Origin of the sequence: uncultured Nostoc sp., from assembly GCF_964245445.1 — a bacterium.
In the GTDB taxonomy this organism is placed as follows: domain Bacteria; phylum Cyanobacteriota; class Cyanobacteriia; order Cyanobacteriales; family Nostocaceae; genus Nostoc.
In genome coordinates, this window is record NZ_CAXTNE010000126.1 from 1 (window position 1) to 21,821 (window position 21,821).

At 42.6% G+C, this 21,821-nt stretch carries 29 protein-coding genes and 1 pseudogene; 7 read left to right on the top strand and 23 right to left on the bottom strand.

What is annotated here, in order from left to right:
• The 4 genes from ACFE90_RS20515 to ACFE90_RS20530 form a co-directional block, all read left to right on the top strand.
• A partial coding sequence (locus ACFE90_RS20515; RefSeq protein ID WP_375503740.1) for an energy transducer TonB occupies window positions 1–1,023 on the top strand: 1,023 nt, incomplete at its 5' end.
• A 191-nt stretch (window positions 1,024–1,214) separates the two neighbouring features.
• The gene (locus ACFE90_RS20520; RefSeq protein ID WP_109007262.1) at window positions 1,215–1,595 is read left to right on the top strand and encodes a signal peptidase I; all 381 of its coding nucleotides are present in this window, start codon (window positions 1,215–1,217) and stop codon (window positions 1,593–1,595) included.
• A gap of 389 nt (window positions 1,596–1,984) precedes the next feature.
• Window positions 1,985–2,206 carry a hypothetical protein gene (locus tag ACFE90_RS20525; protein ID WP_375503742.1) on the top strand — a complete coding sequence of 74 codons (222 nt, stop codon included), beginning with the start codon at window positions 1,985–1,987 and terminating at the stop codon, window positions 2,204–2,206.
• Between the two features lie 351 nt (window positions 2,207–2,557).
• Window positions 2,558–3,406, top strand: a complete 849-nt coding sequence (locus tag ACFE90_RS20530) for a cyanophycinase (protein WP_375503794.1) — start codon at window positions 2,558–2,560, stop codon at window positions 3,404–3,406.
• 225 nt (window positions 3,407–3,631) lie between these two features.
• Here the strand turns inward: ACFE90_RS20530 and ACFE90_RS20535 are convergent, their stop codons facing one another.
• From ACFE90_RS20535 to ACFE90_RS20600, 14 genes and pseudogenes are all read right to left on the bottom strand, one after another.
• On the bottom strand, window positions 3,632–4,150 hold the full coding sequence (locus ACFE90_RS20535; protein WP_375503744.1) for a GNAT family N-acetyltransferase: 519 nt from the start codon (window positions 4,148–4,150) through the stop codon (window positions 3,632–3,634).
• 198 nt (window positions 4,151–4,348) lie between these two features.
• A complete protein-coding gene (locus ACFE90_RS20540) occupies window positions 4,349–5,164 on the bottom strand; it encodes a class I SAM-dependent methyltransferase (RefSeq protein WP_375503746.1) in 816 nt (271 codons plus the stop codon).
• Window positions 5,165–5,217: 53 nt separating this feature from the next.
• Window positions 5,218–5,694, bottom strand: a complete 477-nt coding sequence (locus ACFE90_RS20545; RefSeq protein WP_375503748.1) for an NUDIX hydrolase — start codon at window positions 5,692–5,694, stop codon at window positions 5,218–5,220.
• A 223-nt stretch (window positions 5,695–5,917) separates the two neighbouring features.
• Window positions 5,918–6,304 (bottom strand): oxalurate catabolism protein HpxZ, encoded by a 387-nt coding sequence (hpxZ, locus tag ACFE90_RS20550; protein WP_375503750.1) that lies wholly within the window; start codon window positions 6,302–6,304, stop codon window positions 5,918–5,920.
• Between the two features lie 68 nt (window positions 6,305–6,372).
• Entirely contained in the window at window positions 6,373–7,626 is a 1,254-nt protein-coding gene (locus ACFE90_RS20555) for an MFS transporter (RefSeq protein WP_375503752.1), read from the bottom strand.
• Window positions 7,627–7,653: 27 nt separating this feature from the next.
• Window positions 7,654–8,430, bottom strand: coding sequence for a sulfite exporter TauE/SafE family protein (locus ACFE90_RS20560; RefSeq protein ID WP_375503754.1), 777 nt, complete (start codon window positions 8,428–8,430; stop codon window positions 7,654–7,656).
• Complete coding sequence (locus ACFE90_RS20565; RefSeq protein ID WP_375503756.1) at window positions 8,430–8,558, bottom strand: hypothetical protein; 129 nt, start codon at window positions 8,556–8,558, stop codon at window positions 8,430–8,432. The genes ACFE90_RS20560 and ACFE90_RS20565 overlap by 1 nt, the downstream gene beginning before the upstream one ends.
• Before the next feature lie 170 nt (window positions 8,559–8,728).
• A complete protein-coding gene (locus tag ACFE90_RS20570; RefSeq protein ID WP_375503758.1) occupies window positions 8,729–9,691 on the bottom strand; it encodes a DMT family transporter in 963 nt (320 codons plus the stop codon).
• Window positions 9,692–9,814: 123 nt separating this feature from the next.
• A pseudogene (locus ACFE90_RS20575) lies at window positions 9,815–10,801 on the bottom strand (LLM class flavin-dependent oxidoreductase); the annotation flags it as partial.
• Entirely contained in the window at window positions 10,802–11,074 is a 273-nt protein-coding gene (locus tag ACFE90_RS20580; RefSeq protein ID WP_375503760.1) for a hypothetical protein, read from the bottom strand.
• A gap of 102 nt (window positions 11,075–11,176) precedes the next feature.
• On the bottom strand, window positions 11,177–11,377 hold the full coding sequence (locus ACFE90_RS20585) for a hypothetical protein (protein ID WP_375503762.1): 201 nt from the start codon (window positions 11,375–11,377) through the stop codon (window positions 11,177–11,179).
• A gap of 61 nt (window positions 11,378–11,438) precedes the next feature.
• Window positions 11,439–12,239 (bottom strand): SDR family oxidoreductase, encoded by an 801-nt coding sequence (locus ACFE90_RS20590; RefSeq protein WP_375503764.1) that lies wholly within the window; start codon window positions 12,237–12,239, stop codon window positions 11,439–11,441.
• A 25-nt stretch (window positions 12,240–12,264) separates the two neighbouring features.
• On the bottom strand, window positions 12,265–12,612 hold the full coding sequence (locus ACFE90_RS20595; RefSeq protein ID WP_375503766.1) for an Inorganic pyrophosphatase: 348 nt from the start codon (window positions 12,610–12,612) through the stop codon (window positions 12,265–12,267).
• 15 nt (window positions 12,613–12,627) lie between these two features.
• The gene (locus tag ACFE90_RS20600) at window positions 12,628–13,575 is read right to left on the bottom strand and encodes a zinc-binding dehydrogenase (RefSeq protein WP_375503768.1); all 948 of its coding nucleotides are present in this window, start codon (window positions 13,573–13,575) and stop codon (window positions 12,628–12,630) included.
• Between the two features lie 463 nt (window positions 13,576–14,038).
• Here ACFE90_RS20600 and budA point away from each other — a divergent pair, with 463 nt between their 5' ends.
• Both budA and ACFE90_RS20610 read left to right on the top strand, forming a co-directional pair.
• Window positions 14,039–14,836: an acetolactate decarboxylase gene (gene budA / locus ACFE90_RS20605; RefSeq protein ID WP_375503770.1), complete on the top strand. Its 798-nt coding sequence runs from the start codon at window positions 14,039–14,041 to the stop codon at window positions 14,834–14,836.
• A gap of 23 nt (window positions 14,837–14,859) precedes the next feature.
• A complete protein-coding gene (locus ACFE90_RS20610) occupies window positions 14,860–15,261 on the top strand; it encodes a VOC family protein (protein ID WP_375503772.1) in 402 nt (133 codons plus the stop codon).
• Window positions 15,262–15,349: 88 nt separating this feature from the next.
• On the opposite strand, the gene ACFE90_RS20615 is transcribed toward ACFE90_RS20610, so the two are convergent.
• From ACFE90_RS20615 to ACFE90_RS20650, 8 genes are all read right to left on the bottom strand, one after another.
• Window positions 15,350–15,886 carry a pentapeptide repeat-containing protein gene (locus ACFE90_RS20615; protein WP_375503774.1) on the bottom strand — a complete coding sequence of 179 codons (537 nt, stop codon included), beginning with the start codon at window positions 15,884–15,886 and terminating at the stop codon, window positions 15,350–15,352.
• A 313-nt stretch (window positions 15,887–16,199) separates the two neighbouring features.
• Window positions 16,200–17,522 carry a dihydroorotase gene (locus ACFE90_RS20620; protein ID WP_375503776.1) on the bottom strand — a complete coding sequence of 441 codons (1,323 nt, stop codon included), beginning with the start codon at window positions 17,520–17,522 and terminating at the stop codon, window positions 16,200–16,202.
• A gap of 193 nt (window positions 17,523–17,715) precedes the next feature.
• Window positions 17,716–19,068: a histidine phosphatase family protein gene (locus tag ACFE90_RS20625; protein WP_375503778.1), complete on the bottom strand. Its 1,353-nt coding sequence runs from the start codon at window positions 19,066–19,068 to the stop codon at window positions 17,716–17,718.
• Between the two features lie 361 nt (window positions 19,069–19,429).
• Window positions 19,430–19,786, bottom strand: coding sequence for a hypothetical protein (locus ACFE90_RS20630; RefSeq protein WP_375503780.1), 357 nt, complete (start codon window positions 19,784–19,786; stop codon window positions 19,430–19,432).
• Between the two features lie 166 nt (window positions 19,787–19,952).
• A complete protein-coding gene (locus ACFE90_RS20635; protein ID WP_375503782.1) occupies window positions 19,953–20,240 on the bottom strand; it encodes a hypothetical protein in 288 nt (95 codons plus the stop codon).
• Complete coding sequence (locus ACFE90_RS20640; protein WP_375503784.1) at window positions 20,241–20,675, bottom strand: type II toxin-antitoxin system VapC family toxin; 435 nt, start codon at window positions 20,673–20,675, stop codon at window positions 20,241–20,243.
• Window positions 20,675–20,974, bottom strand: a complete 300-nt coding sequence (locus ACFE90_RS20645; RefSeq protein ID WP_375503786.1) for a hypothetical protein — start codon at window positions 20,972–20,974, stop codon at window positions 20,675–20,677. The genes ACFE90_RS20640 and ACFE90_RS20645 overlap by 1 nt, the downstream gene beginning before the upstream one ends.
• Window positions 20,975–21,197: 223 nt before the next feature.
• A complete protein-coding gene (locus tag ACFE90_RS20650; RefSeq protein WP_375503788.1) occupies window positions 21,198–21,296 on the bottom strand; it encodes a type II toxin-antitoxin system ParD family antitoxin in 99 nt (32 codons plus the stop codon).
• Window positions 21,297–21,402: 106 nt separating this feature from the next.
• On the opposite strand from ACFE90_RS20650, the gene ACFE90_RS20655 reads away from it, so the two are divergent.
• A complete protein-coding gene (locus ACFE90_RS20655; RefSeq protein ID WP_375503790.1) occupies window positions 21,403–21,576 on the top strand; it encodes a hypothetical protein in 174 nt (57 codons plus the stop codon).
• On the opposite strand, the gene ACFE90_RS20660 is transcribed toward ACFE90_RS20655, so the two are convergent.
• A partial coding sequence (locus ACFE90_RS20660) for a tetratricopeptide repeat protein (protein WP_375503792.1) occupies window positions 21,573–21,821 on the bottom strand: 249 nt, incomplete at its 5' end. The genes ACFE90_RS20655 and ACFE90_RS20660 overlap by 4 nt on opposite strands.

Consider the following 21,821-nt stretch of genomic DNA (forward strand, 5'->3'; position numbering starts at 1 on the left):
GGTGGCGGCGGTGGCGGTTCTGGTGTTGGTTTAGGCTCAGGTAGTGGTATTGCTGTAGGTACAAGGAGTGGAACTGGCACTGGCGGAGGTACTGGCACTGGCACTGGCGGAGGCATTGGCAGTGGAACTGGCACTGGCACTGGCGGAGGCATTGGCAGTGGAACCGGTAGTGGAATTGGTAGTGGAATTGGTAGTGGAACCGGTAGTGGCACTGGCAATGGAATTGGTAGTGGCACTGGCAATGGAATTGGCAATGGAACAGGAAACCGTCCCACAGTAGCAACAGCGCCTACACCTCCAAAAATTAACAGTTCAGGTAATGGTAATGGTCGTGCAGCCTGCCGCGAATGTAGTGCTAAATATCCAGAGGCAGCAAGACGGCGAGGAGTTGAAGGCAGAGTAGAAGTAGCTGTAGATACTGATGCACAAGGTAATGTTACTAATGTGCGGATTGCTCGTTCCAGTGGAAACCGCGACTTAGATGAAGAAACAGCCAGACAAGCGCGTCAGTGGAAATTAAAACCCGCAGAAGGTGGTAGACAAGGAGTAGCTATAGCCACTGAATTTGCCATAAAAGGTTCACGGCGATCGCGCCAAGTTCAAGAACGGCAAGCACAAAGACAAGCAGAAGAAAGAACTCGGCAGGCAACTACTGCAAACTCTATACAGGAAACTCCAGGACGTAGGCGCAGAGAGTTGCCACCTTCATCTAACGGAGCTACAGCCACAAAACCAGCAATATCTGGATTTAGTCGGCGACTAGAACCTCAAAAAGCGGAAACTCCTCCTACAAATTCATCATCTGGAGCTAGGACAACTCCTACTCAAGGAAGTGCAAGAGATTCCTCACGCAGTATCCAACGTGAGCAAAGGGCTACCGATTCATCACAAAAGCCACAATCAACCACAAATCCGCGGCGGCGAAGAGATAACACTAGCCAGAACAAGTTGCGGGACTCTTTGCGCCGTTTACGCCAACAACCTCAATCGCCTCAATCGCAACCTGCTGCTCCCAGTCAATAGTAGCTATGGTGTACGCCAACTTACTTATCTATTACCTTGCAAAGCCAGCTCGATCTTTTTCTAAAGGAAGATGTTAGTCGAACTCACCTTAATCTAAATCCGTAGATGGACGCAGATGGACGCAGATAATTTTGATAATTAATTATCTGTGTTTATCTATTTTAACTAGTCATCAATGAAGAAGGTGAGTGATGCAGCCTAAAGTTATTTTTGGGAATGCTGCTAGCGAAGGTGCAAATCGCTGGGGTTGGTTTATGGGTTACTTCATCACCCCAGATGATGATCCTCGCTCAACCACAGCACTAGAAATAAAGTGGGGTGTCCATAAAGCAGGAGACAGTAGAACTGAGTGGGGAGTAAATGACACAGCCGCGACTCTTTCGATTTTGATTAATGGCCAATTTTGCCTTCAGTTTGAGGATCGGGAGATGATTCTATCTCGTGAGGGTGATTATGTGCTGTGGTCTGCGGGTGTACCACATTGCTGGGTTGCTCAGTCTGACTGTACTATTCTAACGGTGAGATGGCCTTCAACACCAGGTGATAGTGTAGCAGTGCGATCGCCACAATAATAAAAATAATAATTTTCAACCGGCATTCCGCATTTTTTCGCAATAAAGCGGTAACTATCCACTTTCATAAAAGCAACTGAAAGCTTTCTTGGTTACAACCTAAATAACGTTTTATGCTATATGAATTTCCATGTTGATTTCCATTGATGCTCGTATCCCTTTTCCTCGTCTTTTGGTTTATGCCACTTCTCGAGACAAGCTAACAGAACTCGTACCCTACATATCAAAGGTTAGACAAATTAAGTTCAAATCAAGCCAAAAGCAAAACGGACTTTTATACTTAGTACATGAGTGGTATGGTAGTGCCAATATTCCAGCAGTAGCGCGTGCTTTCATAAGCGAAGATTTGCTCAATTGGACAGAAGATTCTATTTGGAATAATTCGGAATTTGCAACTAGTTGGCATCAAAACCCACGCTTTTACTGAAGCAGTCCACTGTAAAGGCAAAAATCACTTTCTCGAAGATGATAAAGGAACGCTAATCCAAAGCCGGGGTGAACTAATCATTGCTCCGGAGCAGATCATGGGTACACCACAGCAGTTAACAGTGGCGATCGCTTGCATAGTTGAGAATTCATTAGTAAAACAGATTACACCTAATTTCCAATAAATGACCGAAGGAGTTCATTACTAACTAAAGAAAGCGCGATAAAGTAGGAACTTATATGATTGCAATTTTACAACTTATTAGTCAACAGTTTATAGCTTTTGATGACCTATTAACATAGCCAATATTGTAAACATTAATTAAAGTTACACGACTGTTATCAAAAGGTGAAAAGGGTTGTCTTTTTAATTGCAGCAATGCTTAGAATGGGATTTTAGGCTATTCACCCTAAATTAAATAATTTAATTAAAAATATCATCTTTAAGGATGTATTTCAATATTTCCAAGGACTGATGAACTAGTGTTAATTATCATAGTTAACTGAAATTACTTAATTTAATATCAGGAGTCGTTATTGTGGAAAGTAATAGCAAACAACTAATAATTATTGGCGGAGCCGAAGATAAAAAGGAAGATTGTCAAATCCTACGCGAGTTTGTACGACGCGCTGGGGGTACGAAGGCAAGAATAGTAATTATGACAGCAGCCACAGAACTACCTAGAGAGGTTGGAGAAAATTATATTAGAGTATTTGAACGGTTAGGATGTGAAGATGCTCGTATTGTTGATACGGAAACTCGTAATGATGCATCTTCTTCTAGTGCATTAGAAACTGTCAGCAAAGCTACAGGAATATTCTTTACTGGAGGAGATCAAGCTCGAATTACAAGCGTTATTAAAGATACTGAACTTGACAGAGCTATTCACAAGCGTTTTGCTGAAGGGGCAGTTATTGCAGGCACAAGTGCAGGAGCAGCTGTAATGCCAGATAAAATGATTGTAGAAGGCGATTCTCAAACTAACCCTCGGGTGGAAATTGTAGATATGGGCCCAGGTTTAGGCTTTTTGCCTGGAGTAGTAATTGACCAACATTTTTTACAGCGTGGACGCTTGGGACGCTTAATTTCAGCTTTGATACAAGAGCCTGCTGACTTAGGATTTGGTATTGATGAAAATACAGCGATGGTAGTTACTGATAAACAAGTTGAAATCATTGGTGAAGGTTCAGTCACAATTGTCGATGTAGAGGCTACATATAACAATATGGGCGAAATTTTAAAGGATGAAGCTTTAGCGATTTGTGGAGCAAAGCTTCATGTCTTACCGCGTGGCTACAAATTTGATTTGAAAACTCGCCAACCAATCTTAAATGATGGTTCTATACCAGATGTGGCTGTATTAGCAGGTGCAGCAAATAGTTAACTAGACACAGGAGTGAAAATGAATGTAGAGACGTAGCACTGCTAGGTCTCTACAAGGGTTCTGGATAACGCATATTTAATTTCACCAGATGTCTAATATCAGGATTTTCGTGAATTGGTATAAAGGGATCTTGCTACAATCCAACCTACGCAGTTTATGATTTTTGACGCTAACTGAACTGTATTGATTTATAGAAAAATTAATTTTTGCAAAAAGTTCAATTTTTCAACGCTCCACAGCATAGATATAGTGCGGTATGTCGCGCCAGAGTGTTTCCTGAACAACCTTGAGTCCGTTCTTTTCCGCTACGCGCCGAGAGGGGATATTCTCTGGGCGAATCAGGGAGATCACGCGATGCCTACGGCGGGCTACGCCTACGCTACCCAGCACGTTAAAGGCGTAGTTTTGGCAAGCAGATGCAGCTTCAGTTGCGTAACCCTGCATTTGTTGGTCGCGGCGGACATGATAACCAATTTCGAGTTCTTGGTGTCCCTCGACCTCCTGCCAAACCAGTCCGCAGTCGCCGATTACCTCACCCGTGGTCTTGAGAACCATCGCCCACAAGCCGTGGCCGTGCTGTGCGTAGTTGCGGCGTTGCCGATCAATCCATTTTTCCACCATCTCGCGGTCAAAGGGCTTTGGGTAGTAGCGCATCGACTCTGCATCGCCGAGGACAAGCAGTAACGCGTCGAGGTCAGAAAGCGTCATTTCCCGCAGTAATAGGCGTTGAGTTTCCAATATCATTAGTGAATCCTCGTTTAGTCATTGTCCAGTTTATCTTTATCTATTACGTAGTAAGTACTTCAGTGCTTATAATGCTTTTCAAATAATTTAACTACACTATTCCACACTTTCTACTCCCCGTTTCAGTCGTGGTTTAACTACTTGAAAATTGCTGTAAGACAAGGACTAAAGTCTTTACTACAAACTTGTTTATCGCAATTAAGTCCAGTTGCGTACTACTACAATCTTGAACCTACTTTCACCAGACAAATCGTAGTTTAAAGAGCCGTAGTGTTGCAAAGCCCAGTCTTGCAAATCTTGAATTGCACGGGCAAAGATATCATCTGGGATGTGCCAAGTATGGCGATAAATCTTGTTTTGATGAGATTCAAGCAATTTGCCCACAGTTAGTTTAGACTGCCATTTGGCTGCAACAACTGTTTCTAAATTTGCTCCTTGTTCGCGCAACTCACCTAAAACCTCTTCTTCTGTTGCACCATAGCGAGGTAAGGGATAATCATAGCTAGCAATGATATCTTGCCAACGTTGCTGAAATTCAAATCTACCCTGATTGACATCTTCATTAACTTTGCTGAAATTCATATTACCGTGAGTGTAGAGGTAAATTCCTCCCGGTTTAAGGACTCGACGAATTTCTGCTAGTGCTTGCTTCCAAGCAGAAACCAGGTGAAACACATGAACTGTTAACGCCACATCAAAAGAATTATCAGCAAATAGTAGAGAAGTTGCGTCTCCCTTAATTGCTATTAATTGATGAGACACACCCTCTAGTTTTTGGTGCAGTTCAGCTAACATTTTTTCCGAGATATCTACACCAGTATAAGAGTAACCTCTTTTTGCGATCGGGACAGCAATTCTACCAGTGCCGATACCTGTTTCATAGAATTTGGTTTCTGCTGTTGCTGAAACTAGATTGAGGATAAAATTTGTGATTTGCTCTGAAATCTCAGGCGGTAGTCCTCGTGTTGCATCGTAGATATCAGAAACGCGATCAAATGAAATGGTTGCAGTCATTTATCTCTTATCCTTTAATGAAGTTATTGACAAAGACAACTCTAGCCAGATGACTAATAAAATTGCCCTTTATCAAGCTTTTTTAGAGCAAAAAATAATGAGCTAATATGTAATGTTTGCAGCAGTATACCTTGGTCAATCTCCTCAATGACCTTTTTTAAAGGCAATAAAACTACATCAATTTGTTCAGTAAAATCTAACTTTAAATCAGCAACACATTCCACATGTGTTGCTAAAAAACAATGGGTTAAATTATTATGATTAGCTGGGTTTGGTGATAATATACCAGTTTCAATAAAACGATTGCTAGTGTAACCAGTCTCTTCCAATAATTCGCGCTTTGCGGCTTCTACTGGTAAAATATCTTCAGTCTCTACAGCACCACTGGGCAATTCTATAACTGTTTTTTTCAGACCGTGGCGATATTGCTTTACTAAAATAACTTCCTGATTTTTGGTTAAAGCTACAACATTTACCCATGTTGGATATTCCAGAACATAATAGGGGTCAACTATTGTTCCATTAGGCATTTGACAAGTATCAGACCGTACTGAAATCCATCTATCTTTTACTATATGTCTAGATTTTAATACAATCCAATCAAATGTACTTAGCATATTTAAACCTCTATTTAACGTTTGTTACAGAAATTGTTTTTAATGATTTTAAATCAGGTAAAGCTAGTATTATCGCCACTCACTATCTTTTCTGGCAGCTAATATCTAACTAAAATACTAGTCATAGTTTTAAAACTCACACTGGCAATAATGAAACATGGGCTGAAACCACCTTCCATCCTTCGGTAAACCTGTACCAAGTCTGGCTTTGTCGCCCGAAACGCTCTACACCATTGATAATCCGGCGAAATTCTAAAGTCACTGTTGCTGCATCTTTCCCAAAGGTTACAACCTTGAGATGCGAGATTTCTCGCTCTATTTTTGGGTTTGGTCGATTCTGACGAAAGTTACGAACTTCATCGCCACCATAGAGGTTTTCTGTGATGCCAAACCGCACTATTTCAGGCGCATCCCAAAACAAGCTATCCATCACCTCCAAATTGTTATTACAAAGGGCTTCTTCATACTTGAGATACAAATCAGTTACTTCAACTACAACAGTAGGGTCATTTATAGTAGTCATTGTTGTTACTAATTTTTGGTGTTATGGCTGATTATGCACTCTTTCAAATAGTCAGAACTATTTTTCTTTTAAGTTGCTTCAGTACGTAGATTCAAACGAACCAGATCGCGGAAGGTGGAGATTTGCTGTATAAATAAAATTGAGCCTGCAATACAAATACTTGCACCAAGAATGACAGTATTGCTACTACCAATTTTACTTGCTAGTGCGCCAGCTATTAAATTGCCTATCGGTACTGCACCTGTAGATGCCATAACGTAAAGACCTGTAATTTGTCCGCGATTTTCATCGATCACCAACAACTGAAGCAAAGTGCGTCCGGCAATTATCTGCAAAATAAAGCCGAAACCAGCTGCAAATAATGAGAGCAGCGAAAGCCAGAACACACGGGATAGCGCAAAGACAATCAAGCTTAACCCCATAAAACCTATTCCCAATGCTAGAACTTTACCCGACTCTAGTACATTGCTATGCTTAGTTAAATAGATACCACCTGCTAAGGTTCCCAAACTGGAAGCTGTCATCAAGAAACCGAAGGTGTTAGGGCCACCTTGCAAAATCTCCTTGGCAAAAATCGGCCCCAAAGCTAAATAAAATCCCCACACGCAGCAAACTAAAGCCGAACCAATCAAGACTGAGCGAATTGGCAAAAATCCAAAGGCATATTTAAAACTAGTTTTTAATTCTTCTAAAGGTTTGCGTGTGGAAATGATGGCTTTTCTAGATGTCAGCCGTATTGCTAGAAGGGCAATAATTACAGCGATGTAACTGATGCTATCAATCAGGAAACACAACCCGGATCCCAGCGCCACAATCAACAAACCTGCGATCGCAGGGCCCAACATACTTGTCACACTCACCAGGGAAGAGTACAAGGCAAAGGCATTACCAAGATTTTCCTTACCAACCGTTTCTGGAAGAAAGGCCTGCCGAGTCGGAATATCGAAGGCGTTGATAATCCCTTGCAGCACACCAAGAATTGCAATGTACTGGATATTAATCGTACCGCTTAGGGCTAGCCAAGTTAGAGCTAAAGACTGAAGCATTCCTAGAATTTGGGCAACAAGCAAGATTTGATGACGATTCCAGCGATCGGCGATGATTCCACCCAGAGGAATCAACACAAGCGTGGGAATTTGGCTAGCAAAGCCTACTAGACCGAGTAACCAAGGGGAATCAGTGAGGCGATACACTAGCCAACTAGTAGCCACTTGAGTCATCGACGTACCAATTAGAGAAATTGCCTGACCTATGTAGTACAGGCGAAAATTTCTGGAACTAAAAGCACGGAGTATGACTTGTGATTTTTTTGATGCTTCCATATTTCACCCCTCAGTAGTTCCCAGTTCTTAACCGTGAATAAAAAAGTAGGCAGTCATAGTAAAGGCAACAATCATGACAAATTTCCGAATTAAGTGGGGTTCAAGTTTACGAGCATAATGGGCACTTAAGTAACCACCAAAAGAGCCACCAACTGCCATCAAAATAGCTTGATGCCAAGCAATTACACCTGCAAAAATAAATGGAACGATCGCAATACCATTGATACAACTCCCTAAAAATGTTTTGAAAGCATTCATTTTGTGAATACTTTTGATACCTAAGAAGGTTAGAGCTGCCAGCATTAAAATCCCTATACCTGCGCCAAAAAAACCGCCATAGATTGCGATCGCTAGTTGAGCCAGTATCAAATTAAACAAGGGTACAGATTCCGGTGATGTATTCTGGTTTTGACGCTGCAACCACTTTTTGAACGGTTCGCCAAAGGTAAATACAACTGTTGCTAGCAGCAATAGATAGGGAATCAGCTTTTTAAAGACATCTGGCGATGTATACAACAAGGCGATGGAGCCAATCATGCCACCAACTAAACTGACGCCACATAGAAGTAAAAAATCTCGCCGCTCGATGCCCAAATCTTGACGATATGCTCCAGCACTGGCTAGAGCAGCCACCCAAATTGCAGTATTATTGGTGGCGTTAGCTGCGATCGGGGGTACACCCGTAAAGATGAGAGTTGGAAACGTGATAAAGCTTCCACCACCCGCTACAGCATTTAAGCCGCCTGCAATGAAAGCGGTACTAAAGAGAAGTAAGCTATGGAAAAGTGTTAAAGATGGTGGCATTATTTACGAATTATTAATTTGGGAATATCACTTGGAGAATGGGCAATCCAGTCAGCACCATGAGCTTTCAATTCCTCCTCACTTCCATAGCCATAGGTAACACCAATTGAAGCGATAGGATCTGTCAAAGTCCCGTCAAGATCAAAAAGGATAGCGGAGAAAGGCATATCTTATACCAATTCGCAATTCGCAATGACGCTCGCGGACTCGCTAACGCAATTGAGAAATTTAGATGCAGCAAGGCAATCCCTGCTTACATTTGTTGCCTTATTTTAGAGAATTGGTATTAATTCCCAATTCAACCCTTAATTTTGAGCGATTTCACAAAGCCTTCTGCACTAAGTAAGGCGATCCCCAATGTGACAACACCAATCCCTACGCTCTGAATTACGTTTAAAGTTTCGTTAATCGTTATCCATGCCACTAACGCTGTCAATGCTGGACTGCTAGAGCCGATAATGGAAGCGGTAGATGCGCCAACCATCCGAATCCCCACATTGTTTAAAGTGTGTCCGAGAAAGCTGACAAGACCGGAAAATATGCTACCAATCCATAGGGGTGTCCAGTCAAGTTGGGCGTTTTTACCTGGCCAGAACAGTAAGCTAATACCAGAGAGCAGTAGAGTGCAGGCAAAACTGATCCAGGTAAAGGGAATTGGATGGAATTTTTCTAAACATTTTTGAGCAATGATGCAATAAAACGCATAAACGATCCCAGCGCCAAAACTAGCGAAAATGCCGATCGCAATGGTATGACTGCTGTAGGTAGCAGAAGATTGAGGAATGGTAAGAGCGCTTCCCACCAGAATAATAGCCATTACCAGCCAACGGAACAATGTGGGGCGATCGCCAAAAAACCTCCATGACAACAGCGCTGTAAATACGGGATAGGTGAAGAAAAGGGTCAAGGCAATGCCTGTGGGAATCAAGCCAATAGCAATGTAGAGTGAGGCAATATACACAAACATCAGCACCCCACAGCCAAGAGCTTGAATCAAAACATCCTTGCGCTTGCGAATGAACAAGTCTTGGAGTTCTGTCCAAGCAGATGGATATAGCTTGAATGATAGAGATGCCATGAGTGGAACCACCAGCAGCATTCGCATGAACATCAGCAAGAAGGAATTCTGCAAATCCGGTTTAACGTATCCACCGAGTAAAAATAAACCTAGTACGAGATGTTCTGAAAACAAAACTCGGACAGTAACGTTGTGAAACGTCAAAACAAAGGAGGATAGAAGAACCGTTAGGATGCCCAACACGATAAAAAGTTTCCTTAGAGACGACTTGATTGTATTGTTAAAACCACTGGAATAACAAACCAGATGAAGTTTGAGGAAATCAAAGCCGTCGCTTCAAAAACACTGCTAGTTGTTCAATCAAAACTATACCAAGGAACCGACGCTCACAGATTCAGGAGCAGTCTTTGTGGTGAACTGGTTCACCGGACGGGGTAAACCAAGATTCTCGCGCAAAGTATTACCTTCATACTCAGTACGAAATATTCCTCGGCGTTGCAGTTCGGGAATTACCAAATCCACGAATTCCTCTAAACCCCCAGGTAGCCAGGGCGGCATGATGTTAAATCCATCAGCCCCATTATTAACGAACCAATCTTCTAACTGATCCGCAATGTGTTCTGGTGTTCCGAGAATCGTTCGATGTCCCCGCGCTCCTGCAATCCACAAATACAATTGCCGAATTGTTAAATTCTCTCTGCGGGCAAGATCGGTGATCAGCTGCAAGCGGCTTTTGCCAGCGTTGGTATCTGGCAGATCCGGCAGCGGCCCATCTAGGGGATATTTGGACAAATCATGACCACCCACTAGCCCAGAAAGCAGCCCTAATCCGACCAAGGGATGGATCAACTCCTGAAGTTGCTCATATTTATCCTTAGCTTCTTGCTCAGTCTTACCAATCACTGGGAATACCCCTGGCATAATTTTAAGATGGTCAGGGGAACGTCCGTATTTAGCCAATCTCCCCTTGACGCTGGCATAGAAAGCTTGAGCTTCTGCGAGTGTCTGTTGTGCAGTGAAAATCGCCTCTGCTGTTTGGGCAGCTAAATCCTGTCCAGCCTCAGAAGATCCCGCTTGTACGATTACTGGATATCCCTGCGGTGGACGCGCCACATTGAGCGGGCCGCGCACCGAGAAATATTTACCCTTGTGGTGGGGAACATGCAACTTTTCTGCATCAAAGTAAATACCTGACTCCTTATCGTGGAGAAAAGCATCGTCTTCCCAACTGTCCCAAAGTTTGGTGACAACATCCACAAATTCCCTCGCCCGTTCGTAGCGTAGCGAGTGTTCTAGGTGTTTTTCTTGGCTGAAATTCTGCGCTGCGGCTTCAGCAGCAGAGGTTACAAGATTCTAATTGTAGGCATCAAAATAGTAGCCTTCAGCCGAATCACGGCCTCGGCGATGGCGCAGATCGCGTGGGTTATGGAAATCATCCACTGCAATGTGAACAGAACTTCTTCCACGTCTGGTTAGTATCTGCGCTAGCTCCTGTGCCAAAGTGGATTTGCCACTAGCAGTAATGCCTGTCACCGCTACTTGCAGAACACGAGAAGGCAGAGCCTCAGCACACTCGATTAAAGTATCCGCTATTGTTTCCAAAACAGTAGCGCGTGTATCACCCATGCATCGCTCCTCTGCCCAAGTATGGAACTTGCTTTACTACCAATGAAACTTTTACTTCACAGTGATTGTCTAGCTGGTATTTTATTTTTACGCGAGTCCCCATTACGCAGTCACCGCCTGACGACGGTTGTACTTAGAAGCATCTCCTTTGATACCCTCACTTTGTTTACCATCGATGCCAACTGGGAGGTCGCCGACAATTGTCACTGTGTCATCACTGAGATTAGAACTCAGATTAACACCAATAATTTCAGCACCGATACGTCCTGCAACTGGTTTGATATCAAAGTATTGAGAACCCATGTTTTTGATCTCTAAGAAGTTTATGTTTTTACAAGAGTAGAGACGCGATTAATCGCGTCTGCTAAACACCAGGGGTAGATCCGCCATCAACGATAATCTCTGTTCCTGTAATCGATGCAGCTAGATCAGACACCAAAAATAACGCCAGCGCGGCAATTTCTTCTGGCTGGGCGATTCTTTTTAAAGGAATACTTTGGATGTTTTGTGCCTTTACTTGTTCGACGGTAATCCCTTGCGCTTGGGCATTCTGCCGCGCTAAAGTCTCGGCACGTTCGGTAGCTGTAGCACCAGGCGATATGGCATTAATGCGAATTTTGTACTCGGCTAACTCTTTAGAAATACCTTTTGTGAAGTTGAGCAGAGCCGCATTGCTTGTACCACCAGCTAAAAAGTTAGGACGAGGTGTCCGTCCTGCACCACCAACTATATTGACAATTCGTCCATCACCGCGACTTTTTTGATGGGGAACGACGGCTCTAACTAGGCGGATATAGCCCAATAATTTTAAGTTCCAAGCATCCAAAAATAAATCATCAGTTGATTCTAAGAAAGACTCAGCACGGGCTGATCCGGCATTGTTAATCAAAATATCAATCTGATTAAATTGGGCTAATGTTGTAGAGACAACTTTCTCAACATCCTCTGCTTTAGTCAGATCGGCGCTGATGGCAATAACTTTAGCGCCTGACGTGGGTAAAGACTGGATGTCAGCTACAGCTTGATCTAAGCGTTCTTGATTGCGGGCTGCGATCGCTACATTTACACCTTCACTATAGAGTGCTTTGGCGGTGGCTAAACCAATTCCCGCACTTCCTCCTGTGACGATCGCTGTTTTACCTGATAATTTTAGTTCTAAACTCATACAACCTTACCCTCAAAAATGTAATTTACTTGCGAACCAATAATATTGCCGATTGAGAGCCTGTATTGTGGATATCCAAGATGACTCGACTTTCTTCAGATGTACAACTCAGAAGTATCTTGATTTCTGTATCTCGTTTTTCCAAGTCAACACCACAAATAACGGCAGTTACTGTTTTACTAGACAAGCTACCTATCCAGACATCAATATCATTTTCATCTCCAGAGCGAGTGTCTTGTAAATATCCATAGTCAAGCGGATAAACTAAGGATGGATAACGCGGATGTGATGTCCCTTTTGGGCGTTCTATCTTGAGGTTACTAGCAGCTACAAGCTGATCTAGCTTGAACCAGAAGTCAGTACTATCCCCCATGCCATCTATTAATACTCAATTGGAAATGTGCAATACAGCCTTGCCAGGAAAACGCCTGTCGAGTAATTGTTGGGCTACATCAGCTATTTGTGTCCAAGAAGCTTCTAAATCAATGTGAGGACGTAACTGACCTGCTTCTACTAAACTCAAAAGCCGTTTTAGACCAACTGATGCTGATTCTAATCTCAATTCATCGAACAGACGTAAACCATACAGACTCACGCCACCAGTCCCGAAAAATTGGGCAGCGTCGAATGTCACTTCTGCTCCCCCAGATACTCCATACAGCACAGTTTTTCCATCCTGTGCCAGTAAGCCAAGGGCTACCCCCAAAGTCTTGCCACCTACTGACTCTACAATTAGATGATAGGGGCCATACTCGCTGGCGGGTGAGAGGTCTTCGCCAATCACCACCGATTGTGCGCCTGCTTCTCTAACTAGAGTTTCATAGCCAGCTTGACGAATGTGTGCCACGACTTGCGCCCCGGACAGTTGCGCCAATTGGATAGCAAAGTAACCAACACCTCCTGATGCACCTGTAACCAAAACTGGACGGTCTAACAGCGAACCACCTTTTAGCACAGCGTGATACGCGGTTAAACCTGCTACAGGCAGTGTGGCAGCTTGAGCAAAAGATACCGATGGCGGCACTTCTGCTAAGGCGTTGGTGGGAACAGACACGAGTTCTGCCCAAGCACCAGCGCCGCGCAAGCCAACGACACGCGTCCCTTGGGGAGGCCCCGACCCATCAGCAGCAGAAGTTTCCACTATACCTGCCAAGTCCCAACCAGGCTGCCAACCAGCCTCAGCAGAAGTTGAACGTTTCACCTCTCCCCGATTGAGAGAAATCGCCGCCACTCTGACTAGTGCCTCATCTGGGGCAGGCTTCGGTGCAGTCACTTCACTCAGTGTCAAACGTCCAACCACATTCGGATCAACAATCACAGCACGGATTTTACTCATAAAGAATGCCCTGGCTTAGAGATGAATTTCTAGAGCGGTGGTTCACGATATACTGCCTACAAGAATAAACTCGATAGATTTAGCTAGTCCTTCTTAACCCCACATCTCTACAACTAGGTTAATGATATTTAACAAACTACGGTAATTCGATGGGTTTATAGTATTTGTGAGGACGTAGAAAGAAAACTATCACAAGATAGACAAAAGAATCAAGCACCCAGCAAAAAGATTTGTTTCATCAATGCTTGCATTTATTGCTACGTTGTAAGCTAGTCGCTGTCAACCTTCTACTTTAGGATAAGCCGCCTTCCAGACATTTAGTACCGCAAGGCGGAAGTAAAAAGTCAAAATGAATATAGCGTAAGAGTTTTGTTGATTTGGAATGGGTGGTTTATTTACGCCGCGCTGTACTAGGGATATTACTAAGTAGTTTGAGAGTATTCAAAGTAATAATTTTGATCTGATGAAAATCAAGCGTTATTTATGGATCGCTATTTTAACCATAACTGCATTATTAGGTATCATTCTTCCAGGCAACACTCAGCAATATACATCATCAAAGACTCTATTCCAAACATCTACCTTTAGTGCTTTGTCAATAGGTCTTTATGAGGGAAATACTAATTTTAAGCAGTTGAAAAAATTTGGTGATTTTGGTTTGGGGACAGTAAATTATCTTGATGGAGAAATGATTGGATTAAATGGCAAATTTTACCAGATAAAAGCTGATGGAGTTGCCTCTGTCATTCCTGATTCGATGACAAGCCCTTTTGCTACAGTCACATTTTTTAAATCACAAATATTAATTAATCTAGAAGGGCAGATTAATTATCAACAATTGCAGCAATTATTAGATCAACGTTTACCAACTAAAAATTATCCTTATGCTATTCGTATTCAGGGTAATTTTCCTTATCTAAAATTTAGAAGTATTCCCAAACAAACCCCACCCTATCGTCCTTTGACAGAGGTGGTCAAAGAACAATCAATTTTTTTTGAGTTAAGGAATGTCAATGGTACTTTAGTGGGTTTTCGGACACCCAAATATATGCAAGGAGTAAATGTTAATGGCTATCACTTTCATTTCATAACTGAAAATCGGAAAACTGGAGGACATATTTTAGATGGACAATTTCAAAATGCTAAAATAGAACTTGATACTTTATCAAACGTTCAGATAAATTTGCCCAAAACTGCTGAATTTGACCTAGCTGATTTGGGAGATGGCAAACCTGCTGAAGTCAACAGAGTTAAACGGTAACTAAAGATTTTTGGATTAAAGCTATGTCACTACCAGAAACTATTGCACAAGAAAAAGATACGCGTCCCCCGGTGGCTATTGGGCATGTGAGATTATATGTGAGTAATGTACCAGAGGCTAGGGATTTTTTCGTTAAGATAGGGCTGCGGCCGATCGCCCAATCAGAACAATTAGCTGTTTTAGAATTACGGGGAGGAACGCACTTAGTTTTGAGAACAAGTTCAGAGACGATCGCTCCTGGAATCAATGCGCCTTTTGATCTGATGGTAGATGATGTTTTTGCCACCAGAGATACTTTTAAGAAGTGGGGGCTGACTGTTTCTGAGATCGAAACAGGCAGAATCCACAGTTCATTTACTTTGACCGGGCCGGACGGCTATCTTTTAACGTTAACTTCCTCACATGCAGGCGGTAGAGAAGTTTAACAAAAAAGAAGAAAGGTATCAGCCGTCAGAATTGGGCATGAATTAGAGTCCGACTTAGCTGAGGTGCGTAATCAATAGCGATTGCACCTCAGCGATGCAAGCCAATTACTCGCTCTAAGTCTGCTCCGGTAAAAATTGCATCAGTTACATTAGCATTGGTCAGATTTGCATCTTCTAGATCAGCTTTCGTGAAATTAGCTTTGCTGAGATTTGCTCCCGTTAAATTTGCCTTTCCTAAGTCTGCATCGGTTAAATCAGCTCCACTGAGGTTAGCATTACTCAGATTAGTTTCATCCAAGTCAGCATCAATCAGGATGGCATTACTCAAATCTACTCCGTTGAGATCGGCTTTATCTAAGTTTGCGCCTCGGAGGTTACAGCCAAGACATTTTTTGGTGGATAGAAGTTGTTGAACTGAGTCGCTTGTTGCACTTACAAGGGTGGAAGGAGGTGAAAGACTTTCTGGATTTTGCTGATTTTTTTGTAGGGGTGTATTTGGAACTGGGGCTAGATTTGGTTCTGCCGTCTGGGGTTGTTCCGGTCTAGAACATCCGGCTAAAACTCCTGCTGCTAACATGGCGATCGCAGCTAGACTAATCTTTTTCTTTACAGCTACAGACTTCAATTTTCTATCACCCTTTTCTGCTTTACATCAATTCTTAATTTAGCAATTCAAGCAGTAAGGGCAAATCTATCTTAACTTTAAAACAATAATTATCAAAAATTTTTAACCGCTAGCATCACAGAATTTAGTAGTAAAGCTTAGGTGCGTTTTCGTAAGCAAAACTAAAAAAATAGTGTTTCAAGGGATCGGTTACATTCAGTGGTTTGAAGTAGTCTATACAAGCTTTTTTTCAAGTTATGAGTTATACAAGTTTGAAATACTAATGTATTAATACTTTATAAAAAGTTATGAATTTCAGAGTATTTTACATTTTTCAACACCAGGTTTGCACAACATGACCCTTCAACTGTTGTCCTAACCAAGGTGTATTTTGTGAAAGTGTATAAAGACTTTTCCGTTCGGCTTTCCAGGTTTGCTGGGGATCAAATAAAGTAAGTTCTGCTAGTTGATGAGGTAGAATCGCACTGACTTTTTGCCCCAAACACTCGGCTGGACTGCTACTCAATGCCCGCCATAATTCTAAAGCTGTAAATTCCTCAGTTTCAACGAGATATTGCCATAGCAAAGGTAATGCTAACTCTAAACCAATTGCCCCTGGAGGTGCTTCGGCAAAGGCTTGGACTTTTTCTTCGTAGCTGTAGGGTGTGTGGTCAATAGCGATCGCATCTATCACACCCGCACGCACCCCTGCACGCAATGCTGCGACATCACTAGAATTTCCTAATGGCGGGTCTAAATGCAAGCTAGTGTTATAACTTTTAACCGCTTTTGTATCAAGTAAAAGATGCATCCAGGTGGTGCTGGCGGTGATGGGTAAACCAGCGGCTTTAGCTAAAGCGATGAGTTCCACGCTGCGAGATGTGGAGACGCGCATAATATGGACTGGTGTACCTATAGTTGCAACCAATTCAAGCATTGCTGCGATCGCAGTAGTTTCTGCGCTGGCGGGTATTGGGGGTAAACCGAAACGCAGAGCATCTGTTCCTTCTCTCATTACACCATTTGCTGATAACTGGCGATCGCTAGGCCAAAATGCGATTGGTTTACCCAACGGCTGGACATACTCTAACACTCGCCGCACCAGCGCCAAATTCTCTAAGGGCTTACCATCGCTAAAACCAACAACTCCAGCAAACGCTAAATCTGCCAATTCCGTCATTTGCTTCCCAGCAACATCTAGAGTGATAGCACCCCAGATATGAAGCAGGGGGAGAGGAGAGGCAAGGGGAGCAGGAGAGGCAGGGGAGGAAAGGGGAGCCGAATTAATTTTTTCCTTCTTCCTCATCTCCCCGTGTCTCTTTTGCTGCAACTGTGCCACAAGTGCAGGGTTATCAATAGCTGGGGATGTATCAGGTAAGATACTAATTCTAGTAAAGCCGCCAGCAGTAGCAGATTGTAAGAGAGATAACAGGGTTTCTCGTTCTTCAAACCCTGGTTCACCGGAATGGCTGTATAAATCTACTAACCCCGGCCCGATAACTAATCCCCGACAATCTCTGATTGGAGTATCGGGGCTGATGTCAGTAATGTGCGAAGCCACTTCTTGAATATAACCATCAGCAATCAGCACATCAAAGAGTTCATCGATTTTAGAAACTGGGTCAATTACCCGTACTTTTTGCAGCAGTTCAATCATAAAAGTTTTTAGTTATGAGTTAGGGGTAGAGATGCGATTAATCGCGTCTGTACAAGAGTTATGAGTTAGGAGTTAAGAGTTAAGAGTTATTTGTTCCTCGCTCATCACTTCTAACTTTATTCATTACTCATAATTTTTCACTCCTAACTTTATTCCAAACTCCTGTACAGACGCGATGAATCGCGTCTCTTTTTCACAACGCCCCTGCTGCTGTTTTATCTAGTACGCCTCCACCGAAGTGAGCGGTGATGTTCATCGCTTGCAATACTGGTAAACTATCGATTCCACAAGGATAGTCGATAACACTAACTGCACCATTACCCTGACGGAAATTCCAGAAATTTTCCAGCGATAAACCTAGAACGTGACAAAGTAAGGTTTTATTAGTTGCATCGTGAGCTACTACTAATACAGTTTTGAATTGATTAGTTGATGCAGTTTCTACAATTGATTGCCAAGCTGCAACGCTACGTTCCCACACCTCTTGCAAATTTTCTCCTTCAGGCATTTGCACTTGGGCTGGCACTAACCGCCAGCGCTGCAACTCTCCGGGAAATTCTTGTTCTATTTCGCTTTCAAATTTCCCTTCCCAGAGTCCGTGGCTGATTTCTCTTAAACCATCTTGCAAGTCTAACTTTACATTAGGATGTTGTTTTAGGATGATCTCTGCTGTTTCTTTAGGGCGCAGCATTGGGCTACTGACAGCATAATCAATCGCTACGTCTTGGAGAAATTCGCCTGCTTTTTGCGACTGTTGTCTACCGTTGTCATTGAGGGGGACATCAATTTGCCCTTGAAACCTGGTTTGGCGATTCCAGTCAGTTTCACCGTGACGCACTAATAATAACCGTATTCCTTGATGATCCGGTCGCAATGAGGGTAGACTTTCCCCAGTGTGTTGTGTCTGATTTAAGGATTCTAGCTGAACTGGTTCCCCCAAGCCTCCAGCAAAATTTAGTACGCTGATGCCACAGTTAGATTGCTGTATTGAATGGTAGCGACTTGGAGGGATTCCCAAGGCTGTGCTAATCAGAGCGCGATTAATGCCGTTATGTCCCACTATCAGAATAGTTTCGCCTTGATGTTGGGACAAAGTTTCTTGCCAAAACTGCCGTGCTTGTTCATATAAAGCAAGAACAGGAAAATGTTCTCTTGTTCCTTGTGCATCATTTAGCAGCATCCGCAGTTCGTCGGGGCGTTGATGCCAAGTGCGGTAGTCTTCGGCAAATTTCTGCTTAACTTCAGCAGTTAGCAGTGCTTCCCATAAAGGTAAGTCAATTTCTAGCAGCAAATCAGAAACTTGGATTACAGCAGACTGTTCAGCATGAGTAGCTAACTCACTATGGATAATATCTGCTGTGTGTTTCGCTCGTTGCAGGGGACTGCTGTAAATCGCATTAAATAAAATATTGCTGAGGGCTTTGCCAACAATACTTGCATCGTTACGACCTTTTTCGGTTAATGTTGACGCATCAGTGCGTCCCTGAATACGCCGCTCGGTGTTATAACCGCTTTGACCGTGGCGCACAATGATGACACGAGTCATCTAAAAGCCCTCCTCTTATCTAGACGATTAATTCTACTGCAAAATGATTGCACATTTAGCAATTCAGGAAGGCGGATTTAGTTAGGTACGAAACTTTATTCTTGTAGAGGACGTAGGATGATCAGCCAAAATAGCTGCTGTCTTAACAATATTTCCTAACAAAACTGTTTTAATTCAAGCAGAAATAAGCTGTTCCACATTTAAATTGCATAAGCTAGATGGGCAAGATGCCAGCGCTTGTACCACATACGCTTTACCCCTCCCCTTGATAAGGGGAAGGGCGGTTTTGGCTTTAGACAAAACCGGGGTGGGGTGATGCGGATCGTAATGGTAAGTGAATGAACTCAATCTTTATGCCTGGTTATTCTTTCTGTAAATCCAACTGTACTTGCAATCCATCATTTTCACTTCCAGACTGAGCCGGTGCTAACAAAACAGAAGTGTCTGGCTGTGATAATGATTCGTTAAACTGTATTCTGACTGGAGTTTTATTGTCTCTTCTATTATTGTTGGAAATGCTTGCTGGATTAGTTTGCTCGAAAAAGCTTCCAAAGTCATTTTGGGCTGTTCTATGATTAATTCCAGCGAGAGAATCACCAGTTAATCTGTATTGCTCTAGATTTGAGCTTGATGCTGGTGACTGTGCGTATACTTGGCTTCCTAAGCTTGCAAAGGCTGCCGTAATTCCCAAGAAAGCAATAATTTTGGTGTTCATCATGTTTTATCCAAATTATCTTTAATATTGCTCGTCTATTATTATATAGGAAAATTATTTTAATTAACTCTATCATTAGGCTCTACAACAATTAATTGTATTGCGTATAAACTTAGAACGTCAATGATTCCGGCTCTATCTAAAGTTACTTATATTGTCATCGTATTGCTTAGATTTGTACCAGTTGGACAGTAGGGTTATCTGGTTCAGTTTCCGAGCGATCGCAGTTAAGTTTGTTAAGATGTGCCAGGATGAAATCAGGGATATTCTCAGGTAAATCAATCACATTACCTTGTTTAATGGCAATTATTGCCTGATCACAAGCTCCTTCTCTACGAGACTGTGCGATCGCATCTACCCCAATAGTCACAGTAAAGCGATCGCACTGGTCATACTGATTGATTTTTATGACACGAAAAGCGATGTTTGACGACAAGCCAAAGAAGCGTCTACGCATTTAATTGGGGACTTGCACAATGTGAGCAATCGCATTTCCCAAACGAGTAAAGTGATTTGGATTCAGGGTAAACAGAGCGTCTACCTGTACTTTGAAAGCAGCTTGAGCAATTAAAGCATCAAAAATACCGCCACCTGGAAGATTTAAGGTTGCCATTTGAGCGATTGCAGCCTGATAGTCATTAAAAAGTAGTGGAACTCCCTCTAAATACTGTGACATATCTACAATAATCATCTCAGCTTGTTGAGGACTAATACGCGGCTGAATGGGTAAGCGTGTGATTACAGAATATGTTTCAGCTAAACTGTGAGTTGAGATAAACCCTTGAATTTGCCCAGATTTTGCAGCTTTAATCTTGGGAAAGCAAACAGAATGTTGTGGGTGATTGACAATGAATGCAGAAATTAAGACAGAAGTATCAAACAAGGCTTTCATTAAGTTGTTTGATCCTGAATACGTTCTTCTCTCAACTCATCTATAAAAGCATTAACATCAAAGTTTTCTGGTAATTCTGCCTCTACAACTAAAATTCCTTCTTTTCGATAAATGTTTGGTTGGTTAAGGGGCAGTACATTGGTCATCTCAGAGTTTTGTTGAGTATGTTCTTCAGTGACTTGCTGACTCAGCGTGTCAATTTTTTCTGCAATAGCTTGCAAAACAAATTGCTCAGTCGAAATCCCCTGACTGTTTGCCCATTTTTCAATCTTTTGTTGGAGTTGGGGAGGAAAGTTCATAGACGTAAATACAATTAATACTCCAATTGTAAAAGGCGATCGCTTACGACGGGCGGGCTACGCTTACGCATTTGTGTTGATGCATCTGGTCAAACAAATGTGTGCGTTTTTGCTGCCACCATTCATCATTAACTTCTATCGTCTCTCCACTTTCAAGTCCTGCAATTAAAAGTTCTTCTATATGTTCTTGCATCTTGCGTTTTTGGTCTTGAGTGATCAACTCTTATAGATATTCGCTAACTGAACCGTAGCCACCTTCAGCCACTTGTTCTTCAACAAAGGCTTTCATCGACTCAGGCAAGGAAATATTAATGTTACTCATAACCTTAGCAGTTAGGTTAAACTATTTTTTCCATCTTATCAAGGTTGTTAGGCTTTGCCTTTGAGGAAACGTTTAACATCGCACCTTCGTTGATGAGAGAATAGCGATGCCTTCTCTTCTCCTGTCGGAGACGCTGCGCGAACGAGAGGCTTGTCTGCGATACGCTACACTAACGCCAACGGCAACGTCTTCTCTACGAGACGCTACGCGTAGCTTGCTTCCACGAAGTGGTACGACGAACGCTCAAAACTACTTCTATCGCTTGGACTCGCTCTTTTAATTACGAATTAATTTTTTAGCCAATCGCCACAACAGAGAAAACGGTAAAATTAATATTACCTTTAACGTTTGGACAAACTGACCTAACCGACGTTTCCGGGTAGCACGGGGAGTAGACTGGCGTTGCAGGATTGTTAGATTATCTCGAATTGTCGCTGTAGTGGGATGATTAACGCCTAACACCCGTTGGCACATTGCCAAAGCTTCAATGTACAGAGGTTCGGCATCGCTGTACCGACCTTGGCT